Consider the following 23024-nt stretch of genomic DNA (forward strand, 5'->3'; position numbering starts at 1 on the left):
GCTATTTACCTATCGTACATTAATTATTGTGATCATCATACCCGAAGATGTACGCTGTCTAGCTGTTCCCCCAACTGCGTCGATAACGCGTTGATGAGCAGTTGTAGCGTAATCAGATGGGCTTTGGAGTCGGACTTTTCCTCCAGACTTAATGACTCGAGCTATTTCGCTTGCAGTAGCATTCGAAATGGGAGCATTTTGGAGCGTGATGACATCGGCTGCATTTGACTTAAATGGCATCTGATTTCCTACTCCTTGTACAAGGTTAGGGATTGGCTTTCCAGCTGCACCGGTCGTAGTTGTAAGTGTCCCTGGGTTGAGGTTAATAGCATCAGCAAATCTACCTTCACCTCCAACATCAATATGGACCCTTCCACCCTTTGTAACCTGCGCAGCCCCAACACTTCTAGGTCCTTGCACATAGCGCCAGTTCGGATGATAAGGGTTACTCATCCACGAGGTGTCCAACATCGCCTCGCGTCTCATTCTACTCAAGTGCCTTAATTGTGACAACTTATGAAACATCGACATAACTGACACATCAATCAAAGCACCCAGAACGCCTGACGCCCCTACTTGCCACCAATCCACACAGGCGATATTGCCCTGGTAAGCTATCATCTGAGTCAGGAAGTTAAATCCTGCGCCCATCATGAATCCATAAATTAAATGAGGGACGATTTCTCCGGTTGGGTCATTGAACGTCAATGGATTGTTGAGAGCATAGACGTAGGTATTAATACCACCCGCTAAACCAATAGGATCACTGGTGATATAACGACCTGTTTGAGGATCATAATATCGCATCCAATTATAATGAAAGCCTGTTTCACTATCGAAATACTGACCTGCAAATCGAATGTTGTTAACCACCAGCTCAGTATTGATGGTGGTATTACCAAAGGCATCATACTTCGCCTGCCAAACCACATTCTGGTTCTTATCCGTCAGTATCTCTGGTGTACCAATATGTGAGTTGTGATAGAAGTAAACCGAATCATTTTCCAGTAAAGCCAGCGGCTCATTGTGTTGATACACATACTCCTTCTTGATAACGCCATGCTGATCCACTTCCGCTATTAACATGCCACCCAGACTATATAAGTAAATAGTGGGTGTGCCATCAACGGTCTTAATCGCTCTCTGACCTGCCGCGTTATATTGGTAGCTGGCGATAGAATCACTTGAAACAGCAGAACTCAATCGGCCACGGTGATTGTATTCGAATAACCAATTCCCTTTTGACTTGGTATTACCCATTTCATCGTAGCTAAACAAGGTGTTATTCAAACTGCTCAGATGCGACTTATCGGCATAGTGATACAGTTCATACTTAGGCTCAGGTGATGTAGTGGTAGTGTTACTGGTCGATGTTTTTGAATCGCTTTTACTCTGCTCAAGTAAAGTCAAAAATGATTGATTCGATGTTAACAATGAACGTGCAGTTTCATTCTTGAAGTTCATCGTCATTGCTAAACAATAATTCTTTAAGTTATCGCAAGCTTCTGTAGACACTAGCGCACAGTAAGTTTCCACATTGGCGCAGTCATTATTTTGAACCATACACATACTGACGGTTCCATCACAGGCGTCTTGTGGAGCGGTAGAACAAAACTGTGGCAAAGTGTCACAGGGCAACGTACCGTTACAATCTGGATCAACGTTTGTATCACAGGGCGGCTCACAATTTGGATCGGAGTCAATATCACAAGGAGGTACACAACTCGGATCACTAATTGGATCACAAGCAGGCGCACAATCAGGATCTAAATTGGGATCGCAAACGGGTGGCTCACAATAGGGATCGGAACTTGGGTCACAAGGCGGTTCGGGTTCGTAACAAAAAGGATCATCAGCGTGAGAACAAAAGTCAGGTTCGCAACGCTCAATCGTACATTCATTCTTTGTTTTCTGATAAAGATTAATGCAGTCATCACCTGTATTCACACCAAATCGACCAAACTCACACGTTAACGTTTTAGTTCGATTGCCTACCGTGTCATACTCAAAAACTTTAAACGCATTGGGTAACTGTTCGACTTCGACACGACCAAACTTGTCTATCTTAGACGCAATGGAGTCGTCGGGGTTGAGGTTGTCATTAATATGAGAAACCAGATTGTTCTTTGTATAGGTATACGACTTGTTTATCAGATTACCAACGGTGGTTGACTCTAACCGATAATCCAGATTGAAATGACGATTAAGAACCAGTCCATTGCCATAGCGCATTTGATTGAGTGGCCCAAAGGGCAGGTATTCATGTTGGTCGACCAGTGTTTGACTCTCACCATTATGAGTCAGTGAGACTTGAGCGACTTTTTCACCATCATACTGATAACCAATCACCTTACCACTGGGGTATTTAACAGACTCTAACTGACCATGACGATTGTAATGATACTCTGTAATGAATGTATGGGAAGCAATGTGTTGTGTCACTTTGCTGACTTGACCAAAATCATCATAGTGATATTCAGTCACTCCTGATTCATCTTGAATCTTAGTCAGTCGTCCTTTACCTTGATTATCAGAGTTGATGTCATCGTAATGGTAGATGATGTCTTCTGCATCATTCACGTAATCGGCTTTTAGTGGTCGATTCAGCGCATCATAGCTAATGACAACTTCTGTACCACGAGCATCTTTAACTGTTTTTAAGTTGCCATCAGGGTAATAAGTATAAGTTGTCTTGCCAGTATCAGGACTGTTTCGCTCTAACAGATCACCAAAAGCATTGTAAGTATAGGTGGTCGAAAGTTGATTAGCCCCTGTCACCTTTGTGATTCGGTCGTAGTTATTGTACTCCTTTCCAGTATCCAACAAATCAAAGCTAACGTTTGAATTACGTTCCAGGTCGTCATAGGAATAGTAAGTCTTTTCATTATCAGGAAAAGTCACTTGAGACAGTTGTGACGTATGAAATTCATAAGCCGTTGTTTGATTCAAACTGTCCGTGAGAGAAGAGACATTGCTAAAGGTGTCAAAGCCTTTGTTTATCTGATGTTTCACAATACCTGCGGCATCAAAAAACTTGGTCACCTTCTGATTGCCGTTGTCATCGTTCACATACTCGATGCGCTCGCCTTTCTCATCGACAACTTTTTCAACGTGTCCCATCGAGTCATAGGTGTAAGTCATTGAACGACCGTCAGACCAGGATACACTCTTAACACGATTGACTCCCTCATACTCATAAGTGACCTTGCGAGTCTGAGCCGGATTTTCATCAGAGAATTGCGTAATCGTTTTTGAACGGCCTAAGTTGTCATAGGTGTACAAAACGGTTAAGCCATTGGCATCCACTACCCGCCCTACTTTGCCATCGAGCGTGTAATCAGAAAACGTGGTGACATGACCTAACGCATTGGTCATGGTATGAAGCTGTCCGCAATAACTGATACCCATTGAGCAATCATAATAGGTCATGGTGGTGATATCAGAAACATCGGTTCTTGGTCCATCAACCAAACGCACCTGATGGTTATCGTTGTATTCGAAACGAGAGGTTCTAAAAGATGCAACGCCGTTTGTGTCTGTCTGCTTTAGATGAAAATACTCAGGACGTTGGGAACTATCATAATCAATTATTTGCTCTAAAAAAGAGCCATCATCAATCGGTGCATAGGTCACTTTGGTAGGTAAGTTTATGTGCGTATTCAGAAACTCAAATTGAGTAACGCGCTCAGACGAAGTACCTACGGCTTCTTTGACGGCTTCCAGTTGCCCTGAAGCATTGTAAATAATATCGGTTTTATTTCTACCCGACTTTTTTATCGACTTGATGCGACCATGACTGTCGTAACTGTAAAAAACTTGACCATTCCATTGAGGATCATTGGAGAAAGCGACTTCACTGATTTCACCTCGACCACTATCATCAGAAATAAAGTTATAATACTCTTTATCTGAGGCAAAGCTGTTCACATCCGAATCTTGGTACTCAATATAATCTCTCGGACTTACATACCATCCATTTTCATTACCCGCATAAAAGTACTCTGACTTTTTCCCGTTAGGATGTGTGACGGTGATACGATAGTACTCCCACATAAAGTAACCTTCACGAGGGTAACCACTTGATTGAATGCCATCAGGTAACTCAGTCTTAAACGTGTAGGTTCCTTCTACTGGCCGTTTAATAGAGGTAATAAACACATTGTCATCATAACCAATGGTGCTGGTGTAACTCCCCATATCCGTAATGTCTTCAAGATTGCCATGGGCATCGTAAGCAAACAGAGCCTTGCGTCCGAAAGGATCTTGAATCTCTTTGACTCGGCCACTCGCGTTATAACGAAGTACGGTACTACGACCTTGTGCATCTTCTACACGTTCCAATTGAATACTGGCGTTATAATGCAATGTAATTTTGTGGTCATAGAGATCTTTAATCTCAGTCAACATGACTTGCTGAGACTGAGTATTATGAGGTAACTCATAGGTGAACACAGTACCATCAGGTTGTGTTAAGGTGTATTTGGTTGCATGCTCTTTGACTAATACCGAATCATCACCATAGGCTTTTTCAAAACCACCGTTACCATCAGAAATATAGACAGCTCGCTCTCCATCCCCTTTAAAGACGGTCACCGCTTTGCCAGGATCTTCGACTAAATAACTGCCATAGCTGAATGACCATTTATTCCCGAACGGTTCATACTGCTGGAGTGCAGACAGGCTGTTATAACTCAGTTTGAATTCAACATCAGGACCGTAAGGCGTGTCGTACCAAAGTGGAGTGTCCGTGACATAAAGATTCATATTCACGCGATTCACTCGGAATACAGGACAACCGTAACCACTGCAATCGTTATTGAACTTTCCAGGATCTCCTAAACCCGATTCTGGTCGCTGAATACCACAGCAACCACCGTAGGTTTCAGATGCTTTGAGTGCTGACAACTCGGTTCCTGGCAATGAGCTAAGTGACGCCCTGTCGTTTGATGCGAAGACAAGTAAAGTGCCATCCCACTCTTTAGAAAACTCCTCTGAAGTTTGAACAAATCGACGTTGTTTCTGTTCGTCATAAACGGTAATGCCTTCATCGCTTATGTTTTCTACTATCCAGTAATGACCTAACCCCCCTGTGTCACTTCTATCAACATGAGCAATGGCGGGTAGTGGTAGCTTCGATAACTGCTGTGTTTCTACCTTGAGCGCTTTCATGTGATAACCATACTGACTAGCGAGGTTACTTAAGTCATGAATGCTAAATCCTTTTTCTTGTTCAGGGACAAGTGATTGAACTTGTTCAGCCTCAATCACTTTTCCTTCTCTTTTTAGGAGTTCACTGAAAGCTCGGTTACCGCAGTTAGCCAACTCCTTGCCTTTGGACTTTAACCTCGAAATTCTTTGCACCCAAGAAGTAGCATACGTTCTCTGACGCCATCCCTTCCCATCGGCTTTGAGATCATAAAACATCTTCTCTGCGCCCTCTGGGTTATTTTCCATAACCTTGAGGACAGCAAGTCTACTTTTCGCTTTTTCCGCAATGAGTCGTGCATTAACAGAGCGACTGTTTTCGAACTTTTTTATGATACGAGTAAATCGTTCATTCGCTTCTCGATACCGTCCGTTGAACCTCGCTTCACACCCCATATGCAGGTCGGCTTCTCCCGCCCAGAGTCCATTGGGATAACGTTGGAGATAGTCCTCCATCATTGAGTAAGCATGTTTATAGTTGTGGCTATTCCATTCATCCATTGCTTTTGCAAAGGCACTGTTTTGTACTGCTAAGCTATCCCGTTGCTCTAATGAAAGTGTTGTTTGTTGAACATCAATATTAGGATGAAGAACTCCACCTAACTGACCTGAAGCCATAACCTGTTCAATAGTAGGGTTTTCAAAGCTCCCTACGGATATCAATGATGGCTTAACATTAACAGAATAATTTTCCGAAACTGCATCAACTTCAAATTTTTTCCCTTGTCGCTCAATGTCTGTTGCTGTGACGGATTGACATAAAAAGGCAATACCACTCAGCAAACAGGTGAGCGAACGCCCACGTATAGATAGTGTCATCAAATTTTCTCCGAGATTCCATTTTTTAAAATTCGGGGCAATAACAGCATGACTGAATAAAAAGCTCAGTAAATGAGATCCAATAAAATAATTGTCCTGTTATTCCCCGCATTAAACCAAACGCGTAGAATTTTAGATCGCTATACTCTATTTGCAATCGTAGCCAATACTAGAGATTTAAAAATAACAAAACAAGTGGCTTTATTTATTTTTCAATTTTAATTTGAGACACATGAGGTTAAGTGCCATTATAAATAGCAAAATCCAATAATTCAACAGTGACTTTATAGGCTATTTTCATACCAATATTCTTTTATAGAGAAGAATATTTTAGAAAGTGATGTAGTAATCAATCTTTATAGAAGGAGTTACAACTTGTAACTTTTAACTCTACTACATGATGTTTTCTATATTGCAATAAATCGAAACACTTCTGCAAACCTCTTTACCCTTCTTCACTGTTAGGACTTAATATCTATATTTGGGAGCCCAAATCATGTGATACTGGCAATAGGAAAATACATGCGCTCTCTTTTCGTACTTGTTTTTTTGCTTTTCATTCTTTTTGCTACAGTCAAAACAAATAAAAACTTAACATGACCATCTTTTAGGTAAAGCTCTAAGAGACGATCACTACCACAGGAAGTGCCTTTAGACTAGCAATAAGTTTTACCGGGCTTGCCTTTTCACAAGCTTGTGACTCGCTTAAAAGACATTATTTTAAATAAATGGACAATTTACTTTAGTCTCCTGAACGGCTAAGGAAACACTATGAGAAATGATTGGTGCAAATTTGCCAAGGTTTGATGAAGCATCTATCAAGTTTTTAATATTAAACTCAAGAATGATATGAAATTGTTAGACGCAGCACCATATTACCCCTTAACCAAGATGGAGTCCTAAGAAAACATGATTGACTCAGTAACTTAAAGTGGCGCGCTCGGCAGGACTCGAACCTGCTACCTACCGCTTAGGAGGCGGTCGCTCTATCCAGATGAGCTACGAGCGCACAATTCAACAATTCCGTTGTTACTAACCGCAAAATAATAGTGTAATAACTTTAATCATTGCAACTGAATTTTTTGGCTAGCAACTTCGCTTCAATCACTTTGAAGCATCCTTAATGCTCAATATTCAGGCTAACCTTATCACCAATGATTATAGCTTTATGACCTATTTATCAATGCGTCGCAATATTTGTTAATTTTGTTGATATTTATCCTAGTAAACCTTGTAATTTCTGAGATAATTCCATGGCAAATTAAAGTTACTAACAGAAGAACTCGAGCTTTCGATATAGGAGTTGTCATGAAGCGCCTTCACAAAAGTTTATTGACCAACTTACTGGTTTGTTGCCCTCTTATGGCCGCTCCGCCTTTTGTCACGACCACTCCCTCCAAGGAGCTTGCTTATTACCCTAAGTACAGCGCTCCGGCTAAGGTCGTTGCACTCAACCACAGCGTGATTCCGGCAGAGCTATCTGCAAATATTGTGGATATAAAAGTGCGTGTTGGTGATCGCGTTGATAAAGGCCAAACGCTGGCTTTGCTGGATTGCCGTGACTCGACTTTCGCTCATTCACAACGCCAGGCTCAACTGGAGCAAACACAGAACAATTTACAGTTTAATTTGCGCGAATTACAACGAGCAGAGAAACTGGCAAAACAACGAAACCTCGGTGAAGCAGAACTGGATCGCCGAACTATTCAGGCAGAGAACTCAGAAAGCCAAAAGCAATCTCAGCAAGCTGCATTACAACAAGCAGAGTTAAACCTAAGCCGATGCCAAATCACTGCGCCTTTTGAAGGAGTTGTGACGCAACGTCAGGCAAACGTAGGCGAACGTGTTAATCCCGGTCAGGCGGTTATTCGATTGCTTCAAAGCAATCAAGAAGAAATCAGCGCACGCATTGCATTAAGTGACGAAACCAGTTTTCAGCAAGCCAATCAATACTGGCTAACCAGTAACGATACCGACTACCCTCTTACACTACGCCACTTCTTGCCTGTCATTGAAAACGGCACGCAAAGCCGCGAAGCTCGATTTACGTTCCAGGCGCCAAGCTCAAGCGAACAGAAAGCTGCCTATGTGGGTTCGACAGGTCGAGTGTTCTGGCAATCTTCCGCACCCTTTTTACCCTCGCAGTTTTTGCAGCAAAGAAACGGCAAAAATGGCATTTTTGTGTTTAAAGGCGGTGTGGCTTTCTTCCAGGAAATTGAAGAATCCGAAGAAGGACGCCCCATTCCCATCCATAACTTGGCTGAAGACACACAGATTATCTTCAGCGGGTATCATGGTTTAACCGATGGTCAACCCGTTATGGTTGTTCCCAACAAAAAGCAAGGGGAATAACAGTCTATGTGGTTAAAGAAACTCATAGAGAATCATGTACTGACGAATCTCCTGTTCTTATTAACGTTAATCGTTGGGATCGGGATTTATCAGCAAATGCCACGAGAGCAAGATCCCAGTGTTAATTTTAACTGGGTACAAATAACCACCTTTTTGCCTGGTGCCACCGCTTCTGATGTCGAGAAGAAAGTCACTAATGTGATCGAAGAAGCATTAGAAAAAGTTCAAGATATTAAATTTGTATCCAGTACCAGCCGCGAAAGTTTGTCGAGTGTGTTGGTTCGTTTTCACGATATCAGCACACGTCAGTTTGATAAACGAATCGCCGATTTAAGACGCGAAATAAATACTATCGAAGACAACCTTCCAGAAGAAGTTGAACGCCCGAACATATTTGAGGTCACCACGGCCAATGCTTTTCCGACTGCGACCGTTGTTGTATCCGGTCCAGCGGATGATGAAAATCTGCGTCGTCAGGCTCGTTTGTTAGAAAAAGATCTGGCTCGTATTCCCGGTGTGGATCGTGTACAACCCACTGCCTTAAGAGATCCTGAGTTACAAATTCGATTCTATCCAGAAAAGTTACAGCAACTCGGCCTAACACCTGCCGATATTATTCGCTCAGTACGTGCGTTTTATCAAGACGTATCCGCAGGCACTGCTCGTGTGGCACAAAAGCAATGGTTAATTCGCGTAGAAGGCACCACCACCGATCCTGACCGTCTCGCTGCCCTGCCTATACTAAGCAATAATGGCAACGAAGTTCGCCTTTCTGATATTGCTCAGGTAGAACGAGCACGAGCAAAAGCACAACGAATCGTTCGCTTTCAGGGACGCCCTGCAGTATTGTTTGCGGTTATGAAACAAGCCGACTTTAACACGCTGGATTTAGTTGATCGTATTGACGCTTTTATTACCGAACGAAACCAACTCTCCGATGAGCGCGGCGTTGCTTTTGTGCTGGTAGATGATCAAACTCAAATGACACGAAGCGCATTAAGCGTTATGCAAACCAATGCTTTATTTGGGCTACTGTTTGTATTCGCAGTGACTTGGTTCTTCTTAAGCACCCGAATCAGCCTGCTGGTTACTATTGGTATTCCCTTTACCCTAGCAGGAACCTTTATCACCTTACACCTGTTAGGCCAAACCCTAAATACTTCTGTGTTGCTGGGCATTGTTATTGCTCTGGGTATGTTGGTTGATGATGCCGTGGTTGTGGTCGAGTCGATTCATCGCAAGCTATTGGATGGCGTAGAAGGCATTCAGGCTGCCTGGCAAGGATTAACAGAAGTCATAGGCCCGGTTACTGCATCCGTTCTAACGACTATGGCGGCCTTTTTACCCTTAATGTTATTGCCAGGTATTTTGGGCAAATTTATGTTTGTCATTCCTTTGGTGGTAACTACCGCACTGGCCATCAGTTTGATTGAAGCTTACTGGATGTTGCCAAGTCATATCATGTCGGCAAAAGTGTCCTTTAAAAACCCAACCAAGATGGAGCTGTTTCGCCAAAACTTGATCCGCAAAGTACGAATAAAGTATGGCGTCACTTTGTTAAAAATGATGCGTCATCCTCGCAAAACACTCTCTGCGTTGGTTGTACTCTTTGTATTCTCTCTAATGGCACCAGCAACGGGCATTATCCGAATGGACTTTTTTGCCTCAGACACCCTGCGCCTGTTTTACATTAACATTGATATGCCAACATCAAGTTCATTGGATAACACCATAGAAAAAGTCATGGAGGCAGAAAACATCGCCTTGGCGGAGCTGCAACCAGAAGAAACACGTTCGTTGGTGAGTTACGCGGGCCAAGCATTTACCGAAACCGCGCCCGCTTTTGGTGAACATCTTGGGCAGGTATTAGTCAGTTTGAATCCGCAATCAGGCTCCATGCGCTCGGTAGATTCTATTATCGAAGAGCTGCGCCCTAAGATGGAACAAATCATTGGGCCTAGCCGCATCTCCTTCTTAACCATTTCTGGCGGTCCTCCTACTAGCAAGCCAGTAAGTCTGAAAGTGCGTGGCGATGACTTTAATGAGTTGCGTCGGGCAACCGATGCTTTACAAGATTTTCTGCGTCAAGATGGCCGTTTTAAAGATGTCACCGATGACGATAGCATCGGTCGTAATGGTTTAAATATTCAAATTGATTCTGATGCGGCCAACCGATTAGGCATTCACCCCAGTGTTATTCAGCAAACCATCAAATCACTGGTGGATGGTGAGATCATTAGTTACGTTCAACATCAGGGTGACCAGGTAGCTGTTCGTCTACGTTCCTTAACAGCAGTTCAAGACGCCTTTGATCGCCTCGACGAAGTGTTAAACTTTTCTCTGCCAGCAGCCGATGGCTCCTTGGTACCACTACAAGAATTATTGATCATTAAATCGGATATCGTGAAAGGCAACATTCGCCACTACAATTTCCAACGCACCATCACCTTAGAATCCGATATTGATAAAACGGCGATTGACACCATTCAGGCCAACGAACTGATTAAAGAACATTGGCTAACCATCGCGAAAGACTACCCTAACGCATCACTCGATTTTTCTGGCGAACTGGATGATATCCAAGAAAGTCTGGATGCGATTTTTGGTCTGTTCTTATTTGGCGTTGGTTTAATGTATTTAATCTTAAGTACACAGTTTCAGAGCTATTTTCAGCCGTTTATGATTCTAATGACTCTGCCGCTGGCCTTCATTGGTGTCGTCGTAGGACTGCTGGTATCAGGCAACCCACTTAGCTTATTTACTATGTATGGTATTGTGGCTTTAGCGGGTATTGCAGTAAATGCTGCCATTGTTCTGATATCGACGGCGAATCAAAATCTTACTTCGGGTATGAGTCTAACCCACGCTACTTTTTATGCAGCACGCCGACGACTATTACCGATAATGATTACTACCTTAACAACGATCGCGGGCTTGTTTTCGTTAGCATCTGGTTTAGGTGGAGCAAGTTTACTCTGGTCGCCCGTTGCAACAGCCATTGTTTGGGGCTTGCTGTTTTCATCCTTTTTAACCCTTTTTGTTATCCCGATACTTTATCAACTTTCTATGTCAAACAGGGCTAACACCAAACCTCATTAAAACCCTCTTCGTGAGGGTTTTTATTTATTAAACACTACAAAAACAGGGCTCATTTAAACTTTATTGGTCTAAACGAGATCACCCTTATAACCCCACCTTATTTAGCCTTTAATAAGCCCTTATAAGTCAACTTCTTAGCAAAACATTTAGTTTTGGTGGCAAAACACGGGATTTGCAAATATTGAGATATCTCGACTAATCTAAGTCTTGAGTAGCCCACTATAAGGAGATAGTACGAATGTTGTACCAACAAATTCCGGTGTTGTTATATTCGTTAACCCCTAAGTTTAATGAGCACCAATCAGTGAAACTCACCCACTCCCAGTATAATCTGTTAGAAAATCTATTGGGAGAATATTGTCACACCCATGATGTGCCACGTTTAAAAGGCTTGGTAAAACGCATCCATCGGCGTATGCATGAACATACTGAGCATCACTTATGGCACACCGAGTTCGACTTTATTTCGAATCATTTGATGAACGCGATGAAAGAATCAGGTTATTGTCGCGAAGAAGATGATGTGCAAACTGCAATCGATATATTGCATCGAGAAAAAATTGAAGAACTTAAAACTGCACGCTCAGGTATGAATCAGCGACACGATGACGAATCTGGCTTATTCAGTGATATGAAGCGTTTTTTAGTGGGTTAATTGATATAAAAAGTGCTCAGCCAGAACGACTGAGCACCGATACAGATTTAGACTAATTCGTCAGACAAATCAAAAACGTTGTTGTAACCGTTTTCGATTGACGTTTTTAACGAATCTATTTTTGTGAATAGATGAGCAAAGAAGAAGTTTGCAGCAGCAAACTTTCTTGCTTTCGCTTGCTCAGACAACACATCCGCTGCACCAAGCATCTTGATCCACAACCAACCATTAATCACGTAACCGGCAATGTGCAAATACTCAACCGCTCCACCTTGTGACGCAGCGATATTGTCTTCGCTTTGCTTCATGATGTGATCAGTCACCGCTTTTAATGATTCAAGGCCCGCTTCCATAGTGGCTACAAAATCTGCCAGACCTTCTTTTGACTTTTCACTTTCAAGCGTACTGCTGATGGTTTCTAGTAGAACGTTTAGTGCAGCACCTTTGTCGGCACAAACTTTTCGTACTAATAAATCTTGCGCCTGAATGCCGTTAGTACCTTCGTAGATCTGAGCAATTCGACAATCACGAACACACTGCTCAACGCCCCACTCGCGAATAAAGCCATGACCCCCTAATACCTGAACACCATGATTACAGCTGTCGTAACCCATGTCTGTGAAAAAGGCTTTGGCGATTGGCGTTAACAATGCCACTTGAGCAGCCGCCGCTTTACGCTCTTCTTCAGTTGCAGCATGCTCTTCTAAATCATTTTGCATACCCAGGTAAACCGCTAGTGCGCGATTCGCTTCGGTGGTAGAACGCATCGACAACAACATACGACGAACGTCAGCGTGCTCAATAATTGCAGCGCCCTGCTTACCTTCTCGAGCACTGCGCCCTTGAATACGTTCTTCGGCGTATTGGCGTGCTACCTGATAAGACATGTCTGCAAGACCAATACCTTGAATACTGATCGACAAACGCTCTTTGTTCATCATGGTAAACATGCAAGCCAAACCGCGATTAGGCGGCCCAATCAACCAACCTGTTGCATCATCAAGGTTCATGACACAGGTAGAAGATGCTTTGATACCCATTTTGTGCTCAATAGAGCCACAGAAAATTGGGTTACGCTCACCCAAAGAACCGTCTTCATTAACCATGAATTTAGGTACGAGGAACAAAGAAATGCCGCGAGGGCCTGCAGGCGCATCGGGTAAGCGAGCTAATACCAGGTGAATGATATTGTCAGATAAGTCGTGCTCACCGCCTGTAATAAAGATTTTGGTGCCGCTTAGCTTGTAAGAGCCATCGTCTTGAGGATCGGCTTTTGACTTAAGGATACCGAGATCAGAACCTGAGTGAGGCTCAGTCAGACACATGGTTCCAGCCCACTCGCCAGAGACCATCTTTTCTAGATAAGTGGCTTTTAATTCGTCGCTGGCGTGTGCTGCAACCGTATGTACCGCACCTGCCGTTAAGCTAGGATAAAGACCGAAAGACGTATTGGAGGCGTATAGCATTTCTTCGAACAATACGTGCAATGCTTTAGGTAACCCTTGTCCGCCAAAATCCGGATCAGCATTGACCGAAGGCCAGCCGCCTTCACAAAACTGGCGATAAGCTTCTTTAAAGCCTTTTGGCGTGGTTACTTCTGAGCCAGAATGCTGGCACTCTTCTTCGTCACCGCTGCGATTTAAAGGCGAAAGAACCGATTCGGTAAACTTGGCACCTTCTTCTAACACGGCGTTATACAAGTCGTAATCAAAGTCTTCAAAACGAGTAACATCTTTCATCTCATCCTGAATGTTGAACACGTCTTTGAGTAGAAACATCATATCTTCTACAGGGGCTTTATAGTTCATTCGTCTTTCCTGTCTATTTTTTAATCATTATCGCTGATAAACAGCTGATATCGACAATAATCTGCCCAACAAATCAGTTATTGCCAATAAAAAAGGCCTTAGCACCAGGGCCTATTGGTTATAGTCCTAGTCTAAAGCCCTTAGGAGGCGATGGCAACTGGTCTAATCAGTTACTTCATCGCTCTGAGATACTCCATTCGCGAGGTGTTTCCACCTCGCACAATGATCAATCTGCTTTATTTTGCTGGAAGCGATCCCAATAATCGTTAACGGTTTCTTTCATGTCTTTATGCAACATCAAAATACCGAATAAGTTGGGTATCGTCATCAAGGCCACGGTTACATAAGCCAGATGCCAAACCACCGAAGTATCAATCATCGATGCCGCCAAGAAACAGCCCACATAAACCAGTCGATATGGCAATACGCCTGCTGGGCCTACCAGGTAGATAACCGCACGGTCACCATAATAAGACCAGGCAATGGCCGTAGTGAAGGCGAACAGCAATAAGCCGATAGCAACGATGTATTCGCCGTAAGGCCCCAAAGCGCTACCAAAAGCTTTAATCGTCAGAGGCACTGAGTGGATTAGTGACTTACCAACAATCTCAATGTCTGCACCTTGCTTATCCATTCTGCCGTTAACAATGATCAACTCACCAGAGTAAGGATTGCCTTCTTTCAAAATCGAATAGTTTTCAGCAACAGAACGTGAGTTTATTAATGTAAATTCATTGCCAATAGGCGCACCTTCGCGAACCACTAACTTGCCATCATAACGTTTGATGTCAGAACGCTCTTCGCCACCTCTATCCAGGAAGGTAAACAACTTTTCTACATCAGCTTCGTTTTTGTCGTTGTAAGAACCTGCAAGAAAAATCATATCTGCTTGAGCAAAAGTATTTTCGTGCTTTTCTTTCCACACGCCCGAAGACAAAATAGCCAAACCCGTTAAGGTACAAATCAGAATGGTATCAATGAATGGCTCAAGCAAACTCACCATACCTTCTGACGCAGGCTCATTACCTTTAGCACTGGCGTGAGCGATAGGCGCAGAACCCTGACCGGCTTCGTTCGAGAATAAACCACGGTTAACCCCACGATCTAACGCAAATGCCATACTCGCACCCAAGAAACCACCAATAGCAGCAGAACCCGTGAATACGTCAGCGAAGATAGAAACAAATGAAGGGATAATATTTTCGTAGTGAGTGAAAATAACAATAAACGCACCGACAACATAAATCAGCGCCATGGTAGGTACGATACGTTCAGCTACCTGTGCAATACGCTTGATGCCACCAACAATAACCAGAGCTAGCAACACGGATAAGATAAGGCCCGTGATCCAGCCTTCAATGTTGAAAGTATCTTCAATCGCGCTGGCAATACTATTGATTTGAGGCATGTTGCCCGAACCAATCGAACTGATGATGGTGGCAATCGCAAAGAGTACCGCCAACCACTTCATGTTCAATTTCTTTTCCATGAAGTACATAGGACCACCGGCCATAGAGCCATCAGCGGTCTTTTCGCGATATTTATGCGATAAGGTCACCTCTACAAATTTGGTGGTCATACCAAAGAATGCCGTTGCCCACATCCAGAACAACGCAGCAGGTCCCCCCAAAAACAGTGCAAGTGCAACACCACCAATATTACCAGTACCTACCGTACCAGAAAGTGCTGTCGTTAAAGCCTGAAAGTGAGAAGTGTCACCGGGGGCATCGTCTTTTGCGTATTTACCACGAACAATGCGTACGGCCTGACCGAAGTAACGAATTTGTGGAAATTTTAAGTAGAAAGTAAAGAAAAAGCCTGTGCCGAGCAGCAACCAGGGAAAATAAGCTGCGGATCCCAAAAATTGATCAATCCACAATAAAAAACTATTAATTGCGTCCAAAACCTGTCTCTCCAGTCGTTCTTATTAGCGTTATGAGTTTTTTGCAGTGGCTCGGACCAATCTAAATAGAAACGATGCTCCAAAAGCATTTCGTCTAGACACTAGGCTCCATTTAGACAGCAACTATCATGAACAAATAACAAACACCGAGTCACGCATTTTTTATTTTCATTATCTGTCGGGCGGTTACCTTATCACAGTCAGGCAGCGACCTCCAGCGGCCCACAACAACTCAAACCATAGAGAATTTGCACCTTGGTCAAAGTTCACTCTCAATGCCCTAAATAGAGAAACAAAGCTGTCATAGGCTGGTCAATTTAGTGCCATTTTTATTGAATTATGAGTATTTTTCCCACAAATCATCGAACACCTTGCTAAAGGAAGTAATCATTCGGAGGTCATTACTAATGGTTATATTTTCTTGATTAAAGTCGCTGGCACTGCGCGTCCAGTTAAAACTGCCGTTGAGTAACCATTGCTGGTCACAAATCGCAAATTTGTGATGCATGTGATGAGGGCTTGAATCGAGACAAACGGCGACCCCTTTCTGTGTAAGGTAATCAATGTCGCTACCACGATCATTGGCTTTGTCGTTGTCAGAGATAACCGCGACTTTGATTCCGCGCTCATGGGCGTTGAGGATTTCTTGCGTGATACGGTCATCGGAGATAGTAAACACGCAAATATTGAGTGACTCTCGGGCCTGACGGCAAAACTCGACAATGCGTCGACGGCAAGCTTGGCCAGGGCTAAAGTAAGATTCATAAACGGGCGCGGTTTGATGGGTTTCTACGGCAACGGTTTTTATCACACTTTCGAGCCATTTGAGCAGTGGCATCCAGTCAGCAGGATCTTTGATTTGCTCTCGTACGAGGTCAAAGGCTTTGTTGCGGATAAAGCGCGCTTGCTCGTGGGATAGATGACTGAGGATTTCTCTGAGCTCAGCTCGTTCTTTGTTGTCGAGTTTTTGGTCAGCCAGAGAGTCTCTAAGATGTTGTTCAATTTTTTGATTGTCCATTAGTGGTATGTTTTGCCCTTTTGTGATTTGTGGTTGGGATGATATCAAGGAGTTTAGGGTGATGTCTTTTTGATTTTTTAATTGATTGGTTTGTTCAGAAGGTTTTCTGTTACTTCTTCTTTTTTGACGGTACAGATTTCGCCTTTATACCCTGTTCGGGTATTTGGCGACTTCCTTTACCAAGAGCTGCAAAGGAAGCAAAGAGCCCTTAATCGCCGCGCTCGGCATTTGTCCGTCAGGGATTTTATGGGCTGAGTATGTTTGTTAACTCTGAGTCGATTTGTTGATCTTATCGGTGCCAAGGAAGATTCGATCTTGCTATGTGTTTATGTTCAATATTCTTTCTTGGTTCTGAATTATCAGACGACGCCTCATGACCAGATGAGAACGGAGTAAAGACTTAGGCCACACTTGATTGGAAACCTAAACCGCCCATCTAAACTTCTAATCCTAAGTCTTCCTCCGTAGACTCAGCCTGTTCATCACTCTGACTTTCACCATCCAAATGCAAATAATAAGCTTCGGCATTTTTAATAGACTCATGCAGACGTTCAATGCATGAGGCTTGATGACGAAACCAGTCGGTACTCCATACTCGGTGGAAGCGCCAGCCTAACCCTTCGAGTACACCTTGACGCAAGCGATCTCTTTCGCGGGCGGTTGCTGAGCTGTGATAAGAAGCACCATCACACTCAACGGCCAATAGATAACGCCCAGGTTTATTAGGATCGCGTACGGCTAGATCAATATAGTATCCAGCGCTACCCAGTTGCGGTTCAACTTCATAGCCGAGTTGTTCAATGGCATGTTTCACTTCTTGTTCAAAAGGTGAGTCGAGTTCTTTGCCAGTCTCTTGCACAATCGGTAGTTGTCGAGTTTCGGCGTAGGTTAAGAAGGTTTTTAACGCTTTAACACCCGCTGGAGAGGTTGCAGTTGTTTTCAGTTCATCTGCGGTGAAGTTAGCAAAAACCGTCATGGCCATTCGAGCGCGAGTAATCAAAACGTTGAGTCGTCGCTCTCCTCCTTGTTGATTAACTGGGCCGAAGTTTTGCGACAGGTTACCCGCTTGTGTTCGGCCATAGCCGACGCTGATAAAAATGACATCCCTTTCGTCACCTTGAACGTTTTCCAGATTTTTAACAAAAAACTCATCGCTGTTTTTATGTTGGAAGAAGGCTTCGGTTTCAATATTGGATCGCCGGAGTTTTTCTAGTTGCAAAATAATGGCGTCTCTTTGCGCACTGCTAAAGGCCACCACACCCAAAGAGAGTTCTGGCGTTTGTTTGGCATGTTGAATAATGCGTTCTGCAATGGTTTCGGCTTCTTTTAAATTGGTTCGACTACCGCCGCGATCATAGTAACCCTCTTCTACTTTTTCAAAGTTCAGACCTTTGGCGTGAGGATGTAAACCAGGACTAGGAAACACTAACAATTGGTCTTGATAAAACAAGTGATTCGACGTACGAATAAGAGAGTCATGCATACTGCGGTAATGCCAACGTAACATTTTTTGAGTTACGCCTCGGGATTCCATCATGGCGAGTATGCTTTCCACATGGGAGGTTGCACTTTGCTCCATCTCATCATCATCCAGCTCAATCGCACGATGGAAAAATTGTGTCGGCGGCATTTGTTTGTTGTCACCAACCACAATGATTTGTTTACCACGCAATATCGCTCCTAGTGCATCAACGGCAGGGATCTGGCTGGCTTCGTCAAAAATAACCATATCGAATTCGATAGCACCTTGTGGCAAGTAGGTAGCAATCGACATGGGACTCATCATCACTACCGGTTTAATGGTTTGAATTAACTCGGGAACTTCTTCAATCAAACGGCGAATGGCTTTATGACGGGATTTTTTATGCAATTCTTTTTGCAAGATATCCATCGCATGGCCATCCAGATTATCAATCTGTACGGCTTGATGTCTTTGTTGTAACAGGCGTTGTTGAGCCCAGTCGAAAACTGCTTTATCAAGTGAGTTGAACTCTGCCTTTAGTTGTTCGTGATGTGAAGCATCGAACGACTGAATTGCAGGATGTTCTTGATAAGCATAATCCAATAAGGCGCGATAGTAATGACACAGCCAAAGAGACAAGAGTAATTTAGGAGAGTGTTGCCATCCCCTTGCTAATTGAACCAAAGAACTTTGTTGATGCTCACTCAGGTTCTGCGCCAATTCGTTATAGCGCACTATCTCATACAAGCGTTCTGATTGTTGCCAACCAACGATAAGTTGCTGCCATTGCTTTAATGGATAACGCGCAATGTCATGGCAGTTATGATTCTGAGACCACTGCAGAGAGGCTAACATAGACGTCATCAATTCCGAAAAACTGACTAGCTTCTCTTTAAGTATTTTGATCTCTTCTGGGCTGTTTGATAAGTCAGGTTGCTGAGACAGGCACTTAACAAAATGTGCGGGTAAGGATTTGTTATTTTGTTCTGCAAATACCTGAATCAACCACTCAGACTGAGTTTGTAAACTCTGCCAGTTACTTGACTCCCCTTTCCAATGACTGCCAAACAATTCTTTTCCTAGAGCATCAAAAGAACTCAGTGTTTGGCGATGAGTTTGTAGCTCTAGTAGCTCATCAACCCATTGTAACCATTCGGTAGGCTGACCTTGTAATCCTTGCTTAAGCAACGCGCCTAGACTGTTTTTTGCGCGGCGATAGTCACCAGAAAGTATTCGCCACCATTTATCAACTCGACCAATTAAACCACCTCGAATAGCAATCAGATCTGTATTAAATGCGGCATCAATAAAACGCTCTTGATGCACATTTAAAAGCTCAGAACAACGAACACCTGCCATCATCGCTTGCTGAATGCTTTCGGCTTTGGTTGACCAGGCCTCATGAGTTATTGAAAGACCATCGAGCGGTGGTGCATCCAACATCCGTTGAACAATACCAATCGCCTTTTTGATACCCTTGAGGGTTCTGGGTTGAGGTAACTGGACAGGTTGCACAAGTTGTTCGCTGGTTCGCAAAATAACTTGCAGAGTTAGCTCTACCTGAACCTGCAACTCTCGAATTTTATCGATGTCTTGCGGCGTCACTTTTAGCCTTTCACTATCAGCGAAAGCATGACTAGCCAATGGACTCGAAAGGTTCGCTAGATGACTGCACCATTCCTCTACTTTAAGTTTTAACGCAGCAAAAGATTCAGCATCAAGCGTTATTAAATGGGAGGCATCGATATCGGCTAGTTCGATAGAATCCAGTTGGCGCTTCATAAAACTGTAACGACCCAGCGCGTCGGTATAATTCAGCTCCGAATGCAAAATGTTTTGCCTTATACTGGCGGCATAATTATTGAGTCGGGTTCTAATATCCACTAATCGTTGCTGTTCAGACTCAATGCTTTTTACTGAAGGAGGTATTTGCTCAAGCGCTTCTTTAAACGAAGCAATCACCGCTTTGCGAGTACTTTTGTGGCTGTGTAACTCCAGTACAGAAGAACCCAACTGGCACTCATCCAGACGCCGCTTGACCACCTCAAGAGCAGCCTGTTTTTGTGCAACAAATAAAACACTTTTACCGCGCCCAATGGCTTCGGCGATCATGTTGGCAATGGTTTGTGATTTACCTGTTCCTGGCGGCCCTTCGATAACCAGATTGGCCCCTTGCATAGCAGCCAAAATGGCTTCGGTTTGACTCACATCGGCGTCTTTAACCAAATGCAACCTTTCTGGCTCAGCAAGCGGCGTTAAATCAAGTGCTACAGAATCATTCACCTCTGTAGCGCCATAACCTTGCTCAAACAACTGTTGCAGCAAGGGATGATCTTGCGGCTTTTTGTGCTCAGGCCAAACATTAGCATCCAAATCCTGATACATCTGGAACTTACCAAACGAAAACAATCCTAGTGCGATCTTATTAATGTGGAGTTTCCAGCGCGGTTGCGAGGCAATGCTGTTTTTAACCTGCTCAAAATACTGAGAAAGAGATTGCTCTTCATCGAAGCAAGGCAAATTTAATTGAAAGTCGCTTTTTAGTTTTGCGGCTAATGCCAGATTGTCACCCAGCTCAACATCAGAGTATCGAATATAAAACCGCTCACGAGCTGAAGTACGAGTGAGCTCCACTGGCACTAATATCAATGGCGCATAGCGAGGCTTATCAGAATCATCACTTTCGAACCACTCCAAAAACCCTAAGGCAAGATAGAGAACATCGACGCCCTGCTCTTGTAATAAGGTGTGGGCCTCGTATTCAACACGCAGCAACCGCTGATCGAGTTGTGCCGTCGTCAAAGCGGTTTGCAGTCGCAAATCCTGATGACGTTCGTCCCCTTCTTGCTCTGCCAGATAAACATCCAACGGCGGCAGAGGAATGTCTGGTTCTGCTTCGAGCTCTGACTCTTGAGTGTTTTGCTCTGCCTCTTGAGACTCGTCCTGCTCTATATCAGTGGCTAATTCTTTTTTTGCCTCAGCAGGGGTTTCTTGTTGTTGATAAACCTCTGGAAGCGCCAGGCAACTCATGCTCTTTCCCTGACTCACCAGCAGTTCAAATACCTGTTCTGCTTGCTCATCGACGATTTCAAGAGAGCGCATGCCCGCCACAAAATTCAGCATGGGGTTGGCTCTTAGTCCCATATCCAGCAATTCGTGACGAGCCATGTTTAAAATTTGAGTCAGGGTGTTTGCCATAATTATCCTTGGTGCCTAAGGGCTGTCGCTAACAACATTATCTCGCGACACAACATTCTCAGTGATGACGATTCTCTCACCATTCTTTAAAACAACTCACCAAACAAGTAGTGGTTTATTCAGCCCAATATATCAATTTTCTTTAAAAAACAGAAGCTTTCAACAGACTCTTCTGAGCCTTCTTAAGCTAGCCACCAAAAATCTCACTCATCAATAGCCGCCAGACCTTCTGACTTTATGCCGAAGCTTGCTTACACTGAAAGAGTACAAGGACTTATCTCTACTGCGACCCAACTAGAAGGACTTCGTTATGACACCAGAATACATCGTCATCCATACAGCGGCTTTTCGGGGCAAAAATTGCGACGCCGATACGATTGATCGATGGCATCGAGCAAGGGGCTGGAGTGGCATTGGCTATCACTTTGTTATTCTCAATAACCGTCACAAAGACAAAGCCGACGGTACACTAGAAAAAGGACGAGAACTTTCTCGGATGGGCGCTCACGCACGGGGTATCAACCATCGCTCTGTCGGTATTTGCTGTATTGGGCATGGTGATTACGACGATTTTACCGATGCTCAAAAAACCACACTTTTCCAACTGGTTAACCGCCTGATGACACAATTTGATATTCCCATTGAAAAGGTCATTGGACACCGCGAAATTAACTCGCTGGTTGATCAAGGTGTGGTTTCGAGCAGCTACCGCACCAGTAAATCCTGCCCTGGCAATAAAGTCGATATGCATCAAATTCGTGAAGCCATCGCAGAGCCCGAAACCAACCTATCGCCAGAGACTCATGCGGCGCTGATAGAGGCTTTGCAGCTATTGGAAGAGAATCAATCGGTGTTTGCTAATGCTCAGGACGAGCTAAGAGAGTTTTTGACCCATCCAGAAGTGATGGAGTTTAAAGCAGAATAATCCGGCCACAGGCCCTCTATCATGAGGGCCTAAACCGCTAATTCTAAGCCGATTTTGCCATTTTCTTTTGTTGTCTTTGGTACTTTTTGATGCGTTTAAGCGCGACAGAACGCTTTAAGCTGGATAAATGGTCGATGAACACGACGCCTAACAGGTGATCAATTTCGTGTTGTAAAGCAATGGCCAAAAAGTCGTCGGATTCGACAGTGATTTCTTTACCCTCACGATCCAGACCAGATACTTTAACCTTGGCAAAACGCTCTACCTTGGCGCGATAATCAGGTACCGACAAACAGCCTTCTTCGTTAACACACTTATCTGAACCTTCAACAATCTTGGCATTAATCAACACCAAAGGGTCATTACGCTCTTCTGATAAGTCAATCACAATCACTGACTCGCGACGCCCTACCTGAATCGATGCCAAACCGATGCCATCAGGCGTTGAATACATGGTTTCCAACATATCATCGATCAGCGTTTGCACGCTTGCTACGTCGGTCACCTCAACGGCTTTATCACGCAAACGCGGATCGGGTAATTCTAAAATCTCTAATACAGCCACAAAACTTACCTGATA

10 protein-coding genes and 1 tRNA gene are annotated in these 23024 nt (G+C 43.7%); 4 read left to right on the plus strand and 7 right to left on the minus strand.

From position 1 onward, the window contains the following. Positions 1-9 precede the first annotated feature (9 nt). Both NH399_RS04555 and NH399_RS04560 read right to left on the minus strand, forming a co-directional pair. Entirely contained in the window at positions 10-6024 is a 6015-nt protein-coding gene (locus tag NH399_RS04555; protein WP_305885087.1) for an RHS repeat-associated core domain-containing protein, read from the minus strand. A 932-nt stretch (positions 6025-6956) separates the two neighbouring features. Then, positions 6957-7033: transfer RNA gene (locus NH399_RS04560), tRNA-Arg, on the minus strand. A gap of 299 nt (positions 7034-7332) precedes the next feature. On the opposite strand from NH399_RS04560, the gene NH399_RS04565 reads away from it, so the two are divergent. The 3 genes from NH399_RS04565 (at position 7333) to NH399_RS04575 (ending at position 12130) form a co-directional block, all read left to right on the plus strand. Beyond that, positions 7333-8376, plus strand: a complete 1044-nt coding sequence (locus NH399_RS04565) for an efflux RND transporter periplasmic adaptor subunit (RefSeq protein ID WP_253037283.1) — start codon at positions 7333-7335, stop codon at positions 8374-8376. Between the two features lie 6 nt (positions 8377-8382). Continuing rightward, positions 8383-11475 (plus strand): efflux RND transporter permease subunit, encoded by a 3093-nt coding sequence (locus NH399_RS04570; protein ID WP_253037284.1) that lies wholly within the window; start codon positions 8383-8385, stop codon positions 11473-11475. Positions 11476-11713: 238 nt separating this feature from the next. Then, positions 11714-12130 (plus strand): hypothetical protein, encoded by a 417-nt coding sequence (locus NH399_RS04575; RefSeq protein WP_253037285.1) that lies wholly within the window; start codon positions 11714-11716, stop codon positions 12128-12130. A gap of 47 nt (positions 12131-12177) precedes the next feature. Here NH399_RS04575 and NH399_RS04580 read toward each other — a convergent pair whose 3' ends face one another. From NH399_RS04580 to NH399_RS04595, 4 genes are all read right to left on the minus strand, one after another. Continuing rightward, on the minus strand, positions 12178-13938 hold the full coding sequence (locus NH399_RS04580; protein ID WP_253037286.1) for an acyl-CoA dehydrogenase family protein: 1761 nt from the start codon (positions 13936-13938) through the stop codon (positions 12178-12180). Positions 13939-14164: 226 nt separating this feature from the next. Then, positions 14165-15841 carry a sodium:alanine symporter family protein gene (locus NH399_RS04585; RefSeq protein ID WP_253037287.1) on the minus strand — a complete coding sequence of 559 codons (1677 nt, stop codon included), beginning with the start codon at positions 15839-15841 and terminating at the stop codon, positions 14165-14167. A 337-nt stretch (positions 15842-16178) separates the two neighbouring features. Beyond that, positions 16179-16859 carry a phospholipase D-like domain-containing protein gene (locus NH399_RS04590; protein WP_253037288.1) on the minus strand — a complete coding sequence of 227 codons (681 nt, stop codon included), beginning with the start codon at positions 16857-16859 and terminating at the stop codon, positions 16179-16181. A 436-nt stretch (positions 16860-17295) separates the two neighbouring features. Continuing rightward, positions 17296-21519 carry a DUF4011 domain-containing protein gene (locus NH399_RS04595; protein WP_253037289.1) on the minus strand — a complete coding sequence of 1408 codons (4224 nt, stop codon included), beginning with the start codon at positions 21517-21519 and terminating at the stop codon, positions 17296-17298. 310 nt (positions 21520-21829) lie between these two features. Between NH399_RS04595 and NH399_RS04600 the strand changes: the two genes are divergently transcribed. After that, entirely contained in the window at positions 21830-22444 is a 615-nt protein-coding gene (locus NH399_RS04600; RefSeq protein WP_253037290.1) for an N-acetylmuramoyl-L-alanine amidase, read from the plus strand. Between the two features lie 43 nt (positions 22445-22487). On the opposite strand, the gene def is transcribed toward NH399_RS04600, so the two are convergent. After that, positions 22488-23009, minus strand: coding sequence for a peptide deformylase (gene def, locus NH399_RS04605; protein WP_253037291.1), 522 nt, complete (start codon positions 23007-23009; stop codon positions 22488-22490). Positions 23010-23024: the final 15 nt, after the last annotated feature.

It is taken from the genome of Pleionea sp. CnH1-48, from assembly GCF_024124665.1.
In the GTDB taxonomy this organism is placed as follows: Bacteria; Pseudomonadota; Gammaproteobacteria; order Enterobacterales; family Kangiellaceae; genus JAMXSB01.

Excerpts from the sequence above, each read along its gene's own strand:
- NH399_RS04580 (WP_253037286.1), bottom strand. The coding sequence starts at position 13,938 with ATGAACTATAAAGCCCCTGTAGAAGATATGATGTTTCTACTCAAAGAC.
- NH399_RS04555 (WP_305885087.1), bottom strand. The coding sequence starts at position 6,024 with ATGACACTATCTATACGTGGGCGTTCGCTCACCTGTTTGCTGAGTGGT.
- NH399_RS04595 (WP_253037289.1), bottom strand. The coding sequence starts at position 21,519 with ATGGCAAACACCCTGACTCAAATTTTAAACATGGCTCGTCACGAATTG.
- NH399_RS04600 (WP_253037290.1), top strand. The coding sequence starts at position 21,830 with ATGACACCAGAATACATCGTCATCCATACAGCGGCTTTTCGGGGCAAA.
- NH399_RS04590 (WP_253037288.1), bottom strand. The coding sequence starts at position 16,859 with ATGGACAATCAAAAAATTGAACAACATCTTAGAGACTCTCTGGCTGAC.
- NH399_RS04570 (WP_253037284.1), top strand. The coding sequence starts at position 8,383 with ATGTGGTTAAAGAAACTCATAGAGAATCATGTACTGACGAATCTCCTG.
- NH399_RS04575 (WP_253037285.1), top strand. The coding sequence starts at position 11,714 with ATGTTGTACCAACAAATTCCGGTGTTGTTATATTCGTTAACCCCTAAG.
- NH399_RS04565 (WP_253037283.1), top strand. The coding sequence starts at position 7,333 with ATGAAGCGCCTTCACAAAAGTTTATTGACCAACTTACTGGTTTGTTGC.